Below are 13,795 nucleotides of genomic sequence, written 5' to 3'. Positions count from 1 at the left end.
ACCCAGCGGATTAACGGCTGGCGAAGTACATGGTGACTTCGAAACCGATACGCAGATCAGTGTAAGCAGGTTTGGACCAGGTCATATTCTTACTCCTACCAAGGGATGGGACTTTCACTACCAAGTAATACATATAGTCCATCTCCGATCGGAGATGTTCAGCAGCGTGAGTAGGAATAATACTCAGATCTGCTCAAGTTAGCGCTGTCTCGGTGGAAAAAGCCTGTTGCAAGGTTGGCAATGATCAGCCCGCCGGTATCAGCCTGTTGTGATGCGCGGGCCGTTGGCGACATAGCGCCAGCCGCCTGTGGCGTTGTTCAACTGTTCGGCGGCGTGTAGCAGATCTTCGCGGGTCAGGCGTTGGATCGACTGTTGAACGCGCTCCAGATAATCCGCCGGGTGCCCGGCCAAACGCGCATGCCAGAGCAGTTCGGCGGCTTGGGCAAGCGGTAGCGTGCTTGCCGAGAACTGTCCCGCCAGTGCCGTGTTGGCCATGTCGTCAGCGTTGTTGATCAGCGTCGGCAATTGCGTCAGGAAGATCTGTAACTGCTCAACGATCGCTTCCCGGGACACATTGGGCGATTGCACGCCAAACAGCAGGCCCGTTTGCCCGTTGATCTGTCGGACGCCGCTGAACACGGCGTAGCCGATTTGCAGCTCTACCCGCAGGCGTTGGTAAAACGGACCCTGGAGCAGATGCCCAAGCAGGCGCCACGCGGCTTCATCCTCCAGGGATTGGCTGGGGGCCGGGCAAAACAGCAGCAAGGCGGCCTCGCTGGAATCGGTCTTCACCTCGTGCCAGATGCGCTGGCCGCCGAGGGTTGGCAAGAACTGATCGGTCGGTGCGGGTTGCCCGGGCAGGTGCGCTGCGGCTGCCTTGATCGCCGCTTCGGACGCGGCCGGAAAACCCAGCCCCAGGCCCTGCCAGCGGGCGTTGACCCAGGAGGTTTCGCGGTGCTCGGGCGGGGTGGCGCAGTAAGCGGGCAGTGCTTTGAGCAATTCGCGAATGGCGATCGTCGGCGTCGGGGCGCAGGGTTTCTGTTGTGCCTGGTTCAGGATGTGCGCCAAGGCATCCAACGCCGCCGGCATGGGTTCGTGCAGCCCGACCATTTTCACCAGCCAGTCGTTGCCGATGGTTTCAAACGACAATTCAACGCCCGCCTGGCGAGCATTCTCACGCAGTGGCTGCAATGCGCCTTGCAGGTCGCTGGGAGCAGAGCGCCAGTGCAGGTACAGCGCGGCTTCATCGGTGTCATTCGCCCACGCTTGGCTGAAGGACAGCGCCGACACTTCCCGGCGGCCCCGTGAACGGTCCTGGGCGAAGGTGCGCAAACCGCGGTGGGCGCTGGTCTGGCCACGAATCAGGCCAGCACGCTCTTCCTTGGCTGGCGGGCGCAGGAATGGATTGTTCGGTGGCAGTTGCCACGTGTGCTGCGCCGGTGGCAGCCGCAGGGCGACGAGCAGGGTTTTGAGGGCAGTGAGGGCCTGTTCCGACAGATCTTCGCTGTCGTGTCGAGCCAAGGCGAGGGCGCCGCCGGTTTGTTGCTGGCGAGCGGCCAGCAGGGCGAACTCTTCTTGCAGTGCCGTCCAATCGCTGTGTGCGAAAAAGCTCAGCCAGTCGTGCAGCAATGCTTCAATCGCTGTCGCCGGTTCATCTTGAGTGTCGAGGGTGAAATCGACGTCCAACAGTGCTTGCCCGGCAAAGTGATACAGCACCCTCGCTTGCAGGTCGGTGGCCAGTTGTCGTGTTTGCAGTTCGGCCAACAATCCGCCTGGAGCCGAAGCGTTGAGCCAGGTGCAGAGGAACTCCAGGGCTGCGCGCGGCGCGTTGCAAGTGATGACTTGGTGCAGGTGGTTGTCAGCTTTGTGCTGGTAGCCCTGAACGTCACCGGGCATCAACGGCGGTGGTGCGAGTTGTGGGCGTTGAGGGCTCGAATTCAACACAGCGCTGAATTGCTGCGCAAGAGTTTCCAGTGCGTCCAGCGACTGTGGGCCTGCAAGGCTTAAGGTCATTTGTCCGCTCTGGTAGAACTGCTGATGAAATTCCCGCAATGCCTGCTGAAATGCCTGACTTTCCACCGGCAAGCTGTCGCGGTTGCCCGCATGAAAACCGCGCAGTGGATGATCCGTCGCCAGCCCTGCGAACAACGCCACCTGCTGCTGGGCCTTGGCATCCTGGGACCAGGCGACAAATTCCGCGTGCAGCACTTCGCGTTCGCGCAGTTGATCTTCCAGCGCCAGGCGCGGCTGGGCCAGCATGTCGGCCAAGCGCTCCAGGCCATCGGCGAAGGTCGACACCGGCAGTTCAAAGAAGAAGTCCGTGGTGCGCTCGCGGGTGCTGGCGTTGACCTGGCCGCCGTGGCGTTGCACGTAGGCCATCAGCCCTTCGTCTGTGGGAAAACGCTCGGTTGCGAGGAACAGCAGATGCTCAAGAAAGTGCGCCAACCCCGGCCAGGCCAGGGGCACATCGTGGCTGCCGGCGGCGACCCGTAAAACCGCCGCGCTGCGCTTCAAGCGCGGCGCATGGCGCAGGGAAACCCGCAGGCCATTGGCCAGGGTCAGTTGACGGTGAAGAGGGTGGGCCGGCGCAGGCATGGGCACTTCCGAAACGTAGGAAGTGCCTATGCTAACAAACCCACAAGGTCAGGGCTTGTGCAGCGCGCTGTACAGCTGGGGACGGCGGTCGTGCAGGTAGTGGTTGGCGGCGCGGGCAGTGAGGATCGATTGATGATCCAGCGTGCCGATGATCAGCGCTTCATCCAGCCCGGCCTGGGCAATGCGCTGGCCGTCCGGCGCGGCAATACTGCTTTGCCCGCAGTAGTGGATGTCGCCTTCATGCCCGCAGTAATTGGCGTAGGCCACGTAGCATTGGTTCTCGAAGGCCCGCGCTCGCACGGTGACATCGGCGACAAAGTCGAACGGCACCATGTTCGCGGTGGGCACCAGGATCAGCTCGGCACCGGCCAGGGCCAGGCGGCGGGTGTTTTCCGGGAATTCCAGGTCGTAGCAGATCAGCATGCCCAGCTTCCAACCGTTGAGTTCCACTACCGGGAAGTCATCGCCCCCGGCACTGAACATCCCGTGATCCAGATCGCCAAACAGATGCGTCTTGCGGTAGTTGCACAGGCGCTGGCCGTGAGCGTCTATCAGTTGCACGGCGTTGTAGATCTGCCCGTCGTCGGCCCGCTCCGGGTAGCCGTAGACAATCGCCAGCCCGGCACTTTGCGCCAGTGCGGCAATCCTCTGCGCGGACGGACCATCCTGGGCCTCGGCCAAGGCCCCCACCGCCTCGGCGCCGATGTTGTAGCCGCTGAGGAACATCTCCGGCAACACCAGCACATCCGCACCGGACGCTTCATGCGCCAGCTGGTGCAGGCGTGCCAGGTTGCCGGCCACATCCAGTGGCAGCGGCGGGCATTGGTACAAGGCGACACGCATGGTCAACTCCTTATTCAGGCAGGGCAATCGGGCCAATTTCATCGAACACATCGCCCGGCCCCGGGTTCTCGGGGTGAGTGCTGCCGCCGAAGTGGGTCATGATGCCCCATACAGCATTCAGCGAGGTTTGCACGGCGCCTTCTACCCATGCCGGTGTCCAGGAAACGTCGTCACCGGCGATAAAGATCCCACGCTGTTCGGCGGGCATGTCCTTCTGCATGAAGTGCGCATACATACGCTGGTTGTAGCGATAGTGACCGGGCAACGCGCCTTTGAAGGCCCCGAGGAAATGCGGGTCGGCTTCCCAGGATACGGTGATCGGGTCGCCGATGATGCGCGCCTTGATGTCGACTTTCGGGTAGATCTTCTTCAGGGCGTCGAGGGCCAGCTTTACGCGTTTGTCGATGGGCTGCGGGAGCATTTTCAGCGCGTCGCTCATCCACGCGTAGGACAGGCAGATCACCCCCGGCTTGTCGTCACCGTTGTCGAACAGGTAGGTGCCACGGGTCAGGCGATCGGTGAGGGTCATGCTCATCAGGTCGCGACCGGTTTCCGGGTCTTTGTCTTTCCAGAACGGGCGGTCGACCATCACGAAGGTTTTCGAGGACTGCATGTAGCGCGTGCGATCGAGGGCCATCCACATTTTTTGTGAGAACAGGCTTTCGTCACATTCGATCTGGGTGGTCAGCAGCCAGCTCTGGCAGGTGGTCAGGACGGCGGCGTATTCGCGGGTGTCGCCGTAGTTGTCGGTGACGGCGAAGCGGCCACCGTCGGCGTGGGCAATGCGCTTGACCCCGGCCCGTGGCGCGCCGCGGTGCAGTGAACTGAGGCTGGTGCCCGCCGGCCAATGGGCGCAGCGCTCCGGTACATGGCGCCAGATGCCCATGGGCACTTGGGCTACGCCACCGACCACGAGGTGCTGGTGGTCATCGCAGTTGGTCATCACCACGCGGAAGATTTCCAGCATCGAGTTGGGGAAGTCCGAGTCCCAGCCACCTGTGCCGAAACCGACCTGGCCGAAGACTTCACGGTGCAGGAACGACAACTTGGCGAACGCCTTGGAGGTGGCGACGAAGTCGTAGAACGTGCGGTCGTCCCACAACGGTACGAGCTTGTTCCACAGCGCCTTGAGGCGTGGTACGTCACGGTCGCGGATGGCTTGCTGGATGTCACCGAACTGCGAGCCGGCCTCCAGGGCATCGGCCCAGGCGTCGGCAACTTCCTGGAACAACGCCGGCAAGTCCGACAGCTTTTGTGCGTAATGGGTCTGGCCTTCGAGGTCGATCACCGTGCTGCCGGACGCTGGCGTCAACGGGTTCGGGAAGGGTTTGGTTTCCAGGCCGAGCTTGTCGACGTAGTGGTAGAACGCGGTGGATGACACCGGGAAGCGCATGCCGCCCAGCTCGGCGATGATGCCTTCGGCGCCTTCAAACGCCTGGGAGCGCAAGCGCCCGCCCATTTTCGAGGCTTCGTACACCACCGGCTTGAGGCCCAGCTTCATCAGTTCGTAAGCGGCCACCAGGCCGGCGATGCCCGCGCCGACAATCGCTACTTCGGCGCCATGGTTGGCGGCGGGAATGCTGCCCAGGCCGGCGGGGTGTTCGATCCAGTCATCGAAGGCGAACGGGAAGTCCGGGCCAAAGATGGTGATGGGTTTTTTACCGTCTGCAGGGTGGCGATTGTTTTTGTTGAATGTGTTCATGGCTGACCTGGCTGGCGACTCGGCGGGGCACGTCCCGCTGAGTATAGGAAAAGATGGCAGCCAGTTTAGGGAGCGTAGCGCTCGTTAATAAGACGCAAAGTGTCGTCGGAATGAATTGTTTTTAGTCAGAGTGACGAAGCGGGTGGTCAGACTGGCTGGCCGCGATCCAATTTGTTACTGAGGATGATCGAAGTGGTGGTCTTCTCGACGCCATCGACGCTGCCGATCTGGTCGAGCAACTGGTCGAGCTGCTCCGGCGAGTCGGTGCGCAGCCAGGCCACGTAATCGAACTCGCCGCTCACGGCGCACAACTGCTGGACCTGGGCCATCGCACTCAGTCGGCGCAGCACTTCCTTGCCGGAGCGCGGCTGGACGGTGATCCCCACATAAGCCTGCAAACCACCGCCCGCCACCCGTTGGCCGAGGCGTACACCGTAACCTGTGATCACCTGGGTCTTTTCCAGGCGCGCCAGGCGCGACGTCACCGTGGTGCGCGCGATCCCCAACTGGCGGGCCAGCATCGCCACGCTTTCGCGCGCGTTGATTTGCAGGGCGGCGATCAGTTGGCGGTCGATTTCGTCTAGGGCAGGCAAGGGGAGGCTCCAGTAGGTGAGCGATGGAGTGTGGACGCTTTTTACACACTTTCGTCGATTTATTCGCCTGGGCTGGCTGGCAAACCACTCGGCCAGACACACAAAAGCCGCGCAATGCGCGGCTTTGGAGTTGGTGGGCCCACACGGACTTGAACCGTGGACCAAAGGATTATGAGTCCTCTGCTCTGACCAACTGAGCTATAGGCCCTAAACAGGTCGCGGATTATAACGACGGTTTCTCCACTGTGCTATCCGAAAAATCCTCAGCCCTCATACGAAGGAATGTAGCTGCGAACAGTTCGGGCGGCAGGGGCAGGCTGACGATGTAGCCTTGCATCTGTTCGCAGCCCTCGGCGGCAAGGAATGCCTGTTGCGCGGAGTTTTCCACGCCCTCGGCGATGATGGTGAATTGCATGCTGTGGCCCAGGGCGATGATGGCGCGCACGATTGCAGCGTCGTGGGGGTCGTCGGGCAGGCCGCGGACGAAGGATTGGTCGATTTTCAGGAAGTCCAGCGGCAGCCGCTTGAGGTAGCTGAGGGATGAATAACCTGTGCCGAAGTCGTCGATCGCCAGCTGCACGCCCAGGTGCTTGAGTTGGTGCAGGACCTCCAGCGCTTCTTCAGCCTGGCTCATGATGAAGTTTTCGGTGATCTCCAGTTGCAGGCAGCCGGGTGTGAGGTGGTAGTCGTGCAACAGTTGTTCGATGCGTGACAGCAGGTTGGGGTGACGCAGTTGCGCGCCGGCGAGGTTGACCGAGAGTGTGCCGAAGTCATCGAAGGTGCCCTGCCAGGCGTGCATTTGCCGGCAGGCCTGTTCGAGTACCCAGTCACCGATCTGCAGGATCATGCCGTTCTCTTCGGCGAGGGCGATGAAGTGTTCGGGCGGCACTTCGCCGAAGGTCGGGTGACGCCAGCGGATCAGTGCTTCGGCGCCGATCAGTTCTTGTGTCGCCAGGCTGCGCTTGGGTTGGTAGCACAGGCTCAGTTCGTCGCGTTCGATGGCGCGGCGCAGTTCGTGTTCTAAGGCCACGCGCTCGTTGGCCTGGGCGGTGAGGTCGCGGGTGTAGCTCTCTACCCGGTTGCGGCCCTTGGCCTTGGAGCGGTACATCGCGGCGTCGGCGTTCTTGACCAGGGTGGCGACGTCGGTGCCGTCCTGGGGGTACAGGCTGGTGCCGATGCTGGCGCTGATGAAGAACTCATGTTCGCCGGCCTGGAACGGTAGGGTGAAGCACGCCAGCAGTTTGTTTGCGAGGTGTTCGGCGTCGCTGGCATGTTGCAGGCCCGGCAGCAGGATGATGAATTCATCGCCACCGAGGCGGGCGACGGTGTCGATGTCACGCAGTTGTTCCTTGAGGCGTACGGCAATGTCCTTGAGCAGCAGGTCGCCGACGGGGTGGCCGAGGCTGTCGTTGATGTGCTTGAAACGGTCCAGGTCGAGAAACAGCACGGCGCCCTGTTTGCCGGTTTCCTGATGGCCGTTGAGGGCGGCCTGCAGTCGGTTTTCAAACAGCGTGCGGTTTGGCAGGCCGGTCAGCGGGTCGTGGTGCGCCTGGTAGTCGAGGCGGGCCTGGGCCAGTTTTAGGCTGGAAATGTCGGCAAACACGGCGACGAAGTGCGTGATCAACTGGTCGCGGTTGCGTACGGCGCTGATGGTCAGCCAGCTGGGGTACGGCTCGCCATTCTTGCGGCGGTTGGAGATCTCGCCTTGCCAATGCCCATGGGCGGTCAACTGATGCCACATCGCGGCATAGAAGGCGCTGTCGTGCAGGCCCGAGGCGAGCAGACGTGGTGTCTGGCCCAAGGCTTCGGCTTCGCTGTAACCGGTGATCTCGCTGAAGGCGCGGTTGACGGCGCTGATGTTCTGCTGCGTGTCGGTGATCAGCACGCCCTCGGCGGTGCTTTCGAAGACCGTTGCGGCTTGTTGCAGTTTTTCCTGCATCAGCTGGCGTTCGGTAATGTCGCGGGCGATGGTGAGCATGCAGTCGTCGTCGCCGATTGGCAGTGGGCGGCTGGACAATTCACAGAGGCGGACTTGCCCATCACTGCGGCGGATATGGCAGATGAAATCGCGGACAAAGCCGTCGCGCTGCATCATCTCCAACATGTTTTTGCGTTCGTTGAGGTCGACCCAGATGCCCAGGTCCAAGGCGGACTTATCGATGGAGGTGGCGCTGGCGAAGCCGGTAATGCGGCTGAAACCATCGTTCACTTCGATCAGCAGCCCATCGCGTTGACGGCTCAGCAGCAAGCCGTCGGGGGAGGCATGGAATGCCTTGGCGAACTTCTCTTCCGAGGTTTGCAACTGCTGCTGGGTTTCCTTGAGCTGGGAAATATCGCGCACGACCACGACGATGGCTTCGATGGTGTCGAGCTGGAATGGCTCGGCGGAAATCAGGCCGGTGAAGACTTGGCCGTTGCTGCGCCGAAAGGGCATCTCCAGGTTGCGGATGCTGGAGGTCTGCACCCGTTTCAGCAGATCCGGGCCGGCGCCCTCGTAGCCCCAGATGTTCAACGCCGTGCCGGTTTTACCCACTACTTCCTCGGCGCTCAGGCCGACCTGATCCTCGAAGGCCTTGTTCACCTCCAGCAGGCAGCCGTCGGACAGACGGGCGATCACGAGTATGTCCGGGCATTGCTGGAACACCGAGGCAAACTTTTGCTCGGACAGTTGCAGCGCTTCTTCAGTGCGTTTGGCTTCGCTGATGTCGATCATCAGGCCGCGCAACACGGGCTCGTGACCATGCTCTATGAGGCTGACGATGTCGCGCACCCACAGGCAGCGGCCGTCGGCGGTGATGACGCGGTAATCGATGCTGTGGTCGCGGTTGGCGCGGGTTTCGCGATGGCAATAGGTTTCGGCGCGTGTCAGGTCGGCAGGGTGGATGATGTTGCGCCAGAAGCCTGGGATCAGCCAATGGGCACGCGGGTACCCCAGCAGTTCTTCGGCGTGGGGGGAGACGTAGCTGTAGGTGAAGTCGATGATGCTGGCTTCCCAGGCGATAGCCGACAGGCTCTCTACCAGGCCGCGGTAGTGGTATTCGCTGCTGCGCAGTTCTTGTTCGAGCGCCACGCGGCGGGAAATTTCCGAACTGAGCCGGCGATTGATCCGAATCACGATGGCCAAAACGGTGCTCAGCAGCAGCACTGCGGGCAGGCCGTAGGTCAGCAGGTCAGTCCAGAATGCGCGGTGATCGGTAATGCTGCCGACCCAGTGTTGCTGGATGGCATCGGTTTCGTCCGGGCTGAGGTCGGCCAGGACTTTATCGAGGATGCCGACCAGCATCTTGTTGTCACGCGGCACGCCCATCGCCAGTTGGTAGCGGTAGGGCGTTTCGCCGCTGACGTACAGACCGTCGAGTTTCAGCTGGCGCAGGCTCCAGACGCTGGATGCGAGGTCGCCGACCACGGCATCCACTTCGTCGGTGGCCAGCGCTTGTAGCGTCGAGCTGACGTTGGGCATGGCCACCAGATTCAGGTCGGGGTGGTGGGTGCGGAGCAGTTCGTGGGGGGCGTAATTTTCCACCACGGCAATCTTCAGCCCGTAGAGATCCTTGAGGTTGCGCGGCTGGGCGCCACCCTCATGGGCCAGGATCACGATGGGGAAGTCCAGGTACGGGCGCGTGAAGGCCATGTAGCTCTGGCGTTCAGGCGTGGACATGACACCGGGCAGCAGGTCGAGCTGGTTGTTTCGGGCCTGCTCGAGCACCGCGCTCCAGCTTGCGGGTTCGATCAATTTGATCCTGACGCCCAGGCGGTCCTGGATCAGGCGCACATAGTCGGCGGCCAGGCCCTGGTAGTGGCTATTTTCATCACGGTATTCGAAGGGTGGCCATGACGCATCCACCCCCAGCCGCAGTTCCTGATGGTCCGCTAGCCAGCCACGCTCATCATCGCTAAGAGTCAACGCGCCAGCCGTTGCGGTCCAGGTCAGCAGCGACAGCAGTAACACGGTCGGCAATCTGGGCATAACGGTCTCGTTATGGCACGGGGAATGGTTCGAGTGTAGACGGGCATTGCGGGGGAGGGGTGTTGCGCGGAATTTTTTGCTGTAGAAAACAAAACCCCCGGCCTGGGCCGGGGGTTCTGGTATCACTCGTCGAGGAAGGAGCGCAGGTGCTCGCTTCGCGTCGGGTGGCGCAACTTGCGCAACGCCTTGGCTTCGATCTGACGGATCCGCTCGCGGGTCACGTCAAACTGTTTACCGACTTCCTCAAGGGTGTGGTCGGTATTCATGTCGATGCCGAAACGCATGCGCAGTACCTTGGCTTCACGGGCAGTGAGGCCGGACAGTACGTCGCGAGTCGCTTCCTTGAGGCTCTCAACGGTGGCGACATCGATTGGCGACTGCATGGTCGAGTCTTCGATGAAGTCACCCAGATGGGAGTCTTCGTCATCACCGATCGGGGTTTCCATGGAGATCGGCTCTTTAGCGATCTTCAATACCTTGCGGATTTTATCCTCAGGCATTTCCATGCGTTCGCCCAACTCTTCCGGGGTCGGTTCGCGACCCATTTCCTGCAACATCTGCCGGGAAATGCGGTTGAGCTTGTTGATGGTCTCGATCATGTGCACCGGAATACGGATGGTGCGGGCCTGGTCGGCGATCGAGCGAGTGATCGCCTGACGGATCCACCAGGTGGCATAAGTCGAGAACTTGTAGCCGCGACGGTATTCGAACTTGTCCACAGCCTTCATCAAGCCGATGTTGCCTTCCTGGATCAGGTCGAGGAATTGCAAGCCACGGTTGGTGTACTTCTTGGCGATGGAGATCACCAGACGCAAGTTCGCTTCAACCATCTCTTTCTTCGCGCGGCGGGCCTTGGCCTCACCGATCGACATGCGACGGTTGATGTCCTTGATCTCGGCAATTGTCAGGCCGGTCTCGGTTTCAAGCGCGGTCAGCTTCTGCTGGCAGCGGATGATGTCCGGTTGCAGGCGACCAATGGCTTCAGCGTACTTCGCCTTGCCTTTGGCCAGTGCGTCGGACCAGCTTTCGTCAACTTCGTTGCCCGGGAACTGGCGCAGGAAATCGGTACGCGGCATGCGCGCATCACGGACACAGAGCTGCATGATCGCACGCTCTTGTGCACGCAGACGCTCAAGGGCGCTACGAACGCGTTCAACCAGGCCTTCGAATTGCTTCGGCACCAGCTTGATCGGCATGAACAGCTCGGCCAGGGCCAACAGCTCGGCAATGGCCTGCTTGTTGGAGCGACCGTGCTTCTTCAATGCCTTGCGGGTGATTTCCATTTGATCGGAAACCGCCCCGAAACGCTGGGCAGCGATGATCGGGTCCGGGCCGCTTTCGACTTCTTCTTCGTCGTCGCTGCTGGCTTCAGCATCGTCGTCTTCGGAATCGTCGTCAGCTTTCGCCGCTTTTGCATCGACAGGCGGCGGTATTTCGGCGGCAGGCGGCGCAATGCCGTCGTCCGGGTCGATGTAACCGCTCAAGACGTCGGACAGGCGACCACCTTCGGTGGTGACGCGAGTGTACTCGGAGAGAATGTGGTCAACCGTGCCAGGGAAGTGCGCGATTGCGCCCATCACTTCACGGATACCCTCTTCAATACGCTTGGCGATTTCGATTTCGCCTTCGCGTGTCAGCAACTCGACGGTACCCATTTCACGCATATACATGCGCACAGGGTCAGTCGTGCGACCGATGTCGGTCTCCACCGCAGCCAGCGCGGCAGCGGCTTCTTCAGCGGCTGCCTCGTCGGTATCGGCGTCGGCCAACATAAGGGCGTCCGCATCCGGAGCACTCTCGTGTACGGGGATCCCCATGTCGTTAATCATGCGGATGATGTCTTCCACCTGCTCAGGATCTGAAATATCCTCAGGCAGGTGGTCGTTGACCTCTGCGTAAGTCAGATACTTCTGCTCACGACCAAGGGTGATCAACTCTTTGATACGAGACTGCTGTTGCGCTTTTCCGGACATAACACCCTATCCACTGAAGGTCTTGGCGGGCAAAAAACAAGCCGAGGATTATACCCGAGCTATGACCTCACACGCCAGCTGAGGTCGGGTTTGATGCGGAAACATTCTGTTTTAAGAGGTCGCGCATCTGTTTTGCTATCTGAATTTGCTCTTCAGCCGACAATCCCGGCTGTCTTGCTCTCTTGATCAGTTCATCGAGGGTCTGCGTGTGCTGGCCCGCGGATAACCTAGTAATGGTGTCTAAAAACTGTTGTTCAAGGTTATCGCCGTCAATTAGCCACTCCTTTTCCGCGAGCGCCTTGAGTAATCGGCCTTGTTCGGTGCCATGCCAGCGAGCCATCAGCTGAATAGAGTTTAGCTTAGGATTTTTCTGCACGGCTTCGATCAGGGCAATCAGCACCTGGGCGTAAGTGTTGCTCGCGTTGGCAAAATGATCGGCACTTTCAACCTTGCCCGCCAGTTGCGGGTGGTGGATGAGCGTGCGCAGGGCAATCAGCGTCGGCGCTTCTACGGCAACCGGGGTGCGCGGGGCATAGGCTTCATCGCGGTCACCGCGCTTGCCGTTCTTGCTCCAAGGCTTCTTGTCCCATTTCTTGCCGCCGGCGCCGGGCTTTTTCGGTGTCCACTCCTGCTGGGGCGCGTAGGCCTCCTGCGGCTGGTGGAAGTCGGCGTAATCCGGCATGGCGTCGTAGTCCATGCCTGGGTCGTAGGCCGGTGGCGGTGCATCTTGCGGCGCGCTGTGCGCCAGCTGGCTGACGGCTTCGCCGCTCAGGCCGGTGATCTCTTGCAGGCGTTGGCGCATAAGCGTGCGCAGGTTCGCGCCCGGCACCTTGTCGATCAGCGGCGCCGCGAGGGTGGCCATGTGGGCCTTGCCTTCGAGTGAGCGCGGGTCGGCTTCTTCGGTCAGTTGCTGGAAGAAGTAATCTGCCAGCGGTTGCGCGTGTTGGTTGATGCGGGCGCGGAATGCGTCGGTGCCTTCGGAGCGGACCAGGGTGTCCGGGTCTTCGCCTTCGGGCAGGAACAAAAAGCGCGCGCGGCGCCCATCCTGCAGGCTCGATAGTGTGGCTTCGAGGGCGCGCCAGGCGGCATTGCGGCCGGCCTGGTCGCCGTCGAAGCAGAAAAGCACACTGGGCACTACGCGAAACAGGCGCTTCAAATGTTCTTCGCTGGTCGCCGTGCCCAGGGTCGCCACGGCATTGCGCAGGCCTTGCTGGGCGAGGGCGATCACGTCCATATAGCCTTCGACCACGATGATTTCATCGAGGTTGCGGTTGTTCTTGCGCGCTTCAAACAGGCCGTAGAGTTCCTGGCCCTTGTGGAATACCGGGGTTTCCGGGGAGTTCAGGTACTTGGGCTTGTCGTCCCCCAGCACGCGGCCACCGAAGGCGATGATGCGGCCGCGGCTGTCGCGGATCGGAAACATCACGCGGTCGCGGAAGCGGTCGTAACGTTTGCCGGTCTCGGCGTTTTCCACCAGTAGGCCGGCGTCGATCATGGCTTTTTGCTGCAGGGTGTCGCTGCTCAGGTGCTTGTACAGGTTGTCCCAGCCAGGCGGAGCGAAACCCAGGCCGAAGTCACGGGCGATTTCGCCGGTGAGGCCACGACCTTTCAGGTAGTCGACGGCGGCCTTGCGCTGCGGGTGGCTTTTAAGCGCCTGACGATAAAAGTCGGCAGCGGCCGTCAGCAGTGGGTACAGCGGCGAGTCGGTGGGCTGGCGCGGTTTGTGTGGGCGACCACTTTCTTCGCGAGGGACTTCCATGCCGGCGGCTTTCGCCAGGTCCTCGATGGCCTGGGGGAAGTCCAGGTTGTCGTGGTCCATGAGGAAACCGAGGGCATTGCCGCCAGCGCCGCAGCCGAAACAGTAGTAGAACTGCTTGTCGGGGCTGACGCTGAATGACGGGGTTTTCTCTTTGTGGAACGGGCAGCAGGCGGTGTAGTTCTTGCCGGCTTTTTTCAGTTGCACGCGCGAGCTGACGACATCGACGATGTCGGTGCGGTTCAGAAGGTCGTCAATAAAGCTCTGGGGAATTAGCCCGGCCATGGCGTTCTCGTCATCACTGCGTGTAAATGAGGGCCCATGATGTGCTCAAGCGCACGTAAGGCGTGGCTCGTTCATCGATTG

At 61.3% G+C, this 13,795-nt stretch carries 8 protein-coding genes and 1 tRNA gene; all 9 read right to left on the bottom strand.

The window, feature by feature from the left end; all coding sequences use genetic code 11:
* Window positions 1-10: 10 nt before the first annotated feature.
* The 9 genes from pqqA to dnaG all read right to left on the bottom strand — a co-directional run bounded on the left by pqqA (window position 11) and on the right by dnaG (window position 13,714).
* Window positions 11-85 carry a pyrroloquinoline quinone precursor peptide PqqA gene (gene pqqA / locus LIY36_RS00280; RefSeq protein WP_003194766.1) on the bottom strand — a complete coding sequence of 25 codons (75 nt, stop codon included), beginning with the start codon at window positions 83-85 and terminating at the stop codon, window positions 11-13.
* A gap of 173 nt (window positions 86-258) precedes the next feature.
* On the bottom strand, window positions 259-2,595 hold the full coding sequence (pqqF, locus tag LIY36_RS00275) for a pyrroloquinoline quinone biosynthesis protein PqqF (protein ID WP_226454468.1): 2,337 nt from the start codon (window positions 2,593-2,595) through the stop codon (window positions 259-261).
* A 48-nt stretch (window positions 2,596-2,643) separates the two neighbouring features.
* Window positions 2,644-3,438, bottom strand: a complete 795-nt coding sequence (locus tag LIY36_RS00270; protein ID WP_226454467.1) for a carbon-nitrogen hydrolase family protein — start codon at window positions 3,436-3,438, stop codon at window positions 2,644-2,646.
* Window positions 3,439-3,448: 10 nt separating this feature from the next.
* On the bottom strand, window positions 3,449-5,140 hold the full coding sequence (locus LIY36_RS00265; RefSeq protein ID WP_192299816.1) for a flavin monoamine oxidase family protein: 1,692 nt from the start codon (window positions 5,138-5,140) through the stop codon (window positions 3,449-3,451).
* A gap of 146 nt (window positions 5,141-5,286) precedes the next feature.
* Complete coding sequence (locus tag LIY36_RS00260) at window positions 5,287-5,733, bottom strand: Lrp/AsnC family transcriptional regulator (RefSeq protein ID WP_192299815.1); 447 nt, start codon at window positions 5,731-5,733, stop codon at window positions 5,287-5,289.
* Window positions 5,734-5,864: 131 nt separating this feature from the next.
* A tRNA-Ile gene (locus LIY36_RS00255) sits at window positions 5,865-5,941 on the bottom strand.
* A 15-nt stretch (window positions 5,942-5,956) separates the two neighbouring features.
* The gene (locus LIY36_RS00250; RefSeq protein ID WP_226454466.1) at window positions 5,957-9,700 is read right to left on the bottom strand and encodes an EAL domain-containing protein; all 3,744 of its coding nucleotides are present in this window, start codon (window positions 9,698-9,700) and stop codon (window positions 5,957-5,959) included.
* A 122-nt stretch (window positions 9,701-9,822) separates the two neighbouring features.
* A complete protein-coding gene (gene rpoD, locus LIY36_RS00245; protein ID WP_226454465.1) occupies window positions 9,823-11,673 on the bottom strand; it encodes an RNA polymerase sigma factor RpoD in 1,851 nt (616 codons plus the stop codon).
* A gap of 67 nt (window positions 11,674-11,740) precedes the next feature.
* Window positions 11,741-13,714 carry a DNA primase gene (gene dnaG, locus LIY36_RS00240; RefSeq protein WP_226454464.1) on the bottom strand — a complete coding sequence of 658 codons (1,974 nt, stop codon included), beginning with the start codon at window positions 13,712-13,714 and terminating at the stop codon, window positions 11,741-11,743.
* Window positions 13,715-13,795 lie beyond the last annotated feature (81 nt).

This window comes from Pseudomonas sp. AF03-9 (genome assembly GCF_020515815.1).
In the GTDB taxonomy this organism is placed as follows: domain Bacteria; phylum Pseudomonadota; class Gammaproteobacteria; order Pseudomonadales; family Pseudomonadaceae; genus Aquipseudomonas.
This window is presented reverse-complemented; position numbering and strand designations above follow the sequence as displayed.

What these genes read in the sequence shown, in the direction of transcription:
- LIY36_RS00270 (WP_226454467.1), bottom strand. Translation starts at nt 3,438, where the DNA reads ATGCGTGTCGCCTTGTACCAATGCCCGCCGCTGCCACTGGATGTGGCC.
- LIY36_RS00265 (WP_192299816.1), bottom strand. Translation starts at nt 5,140, where the DNA reads ATGAACACATTCAACAAAAACAATCGCCACCCTGCAGACGGTAAAAAA.
- rpoD (WP_226454465.1), bottom strand. Translation starts at nt 11,673, where the DNA reads ATGTCCGGAAAAGCGCAACAGCAGTCTCGTATCAAAGAGTTGATCACC.
- dnaG (WP_226454464.1), bottom strand. Translation starts at nt 13,714, where the DNA reads ATGGCCGGGCTAATTCCCCAGAGCTTTATTGACGACCTTCTGAACCGC.
- pqqF (WP_226454468.1), bottom strand. Translation starts at nt 2,595, where the DNA reads ATGCCTGCGCCGGCCCACCCTCTTCACCGTCAACTGACCCTGGCCAAT.
- LIY36_RS00250 (WP_226454466.1), bottom strand. Translation starts at nt 9,700, where the DNA reads ATGCCCAGATTGCCGACCGTGTTACTGCTGTCGCTGCTGACCTGGACC.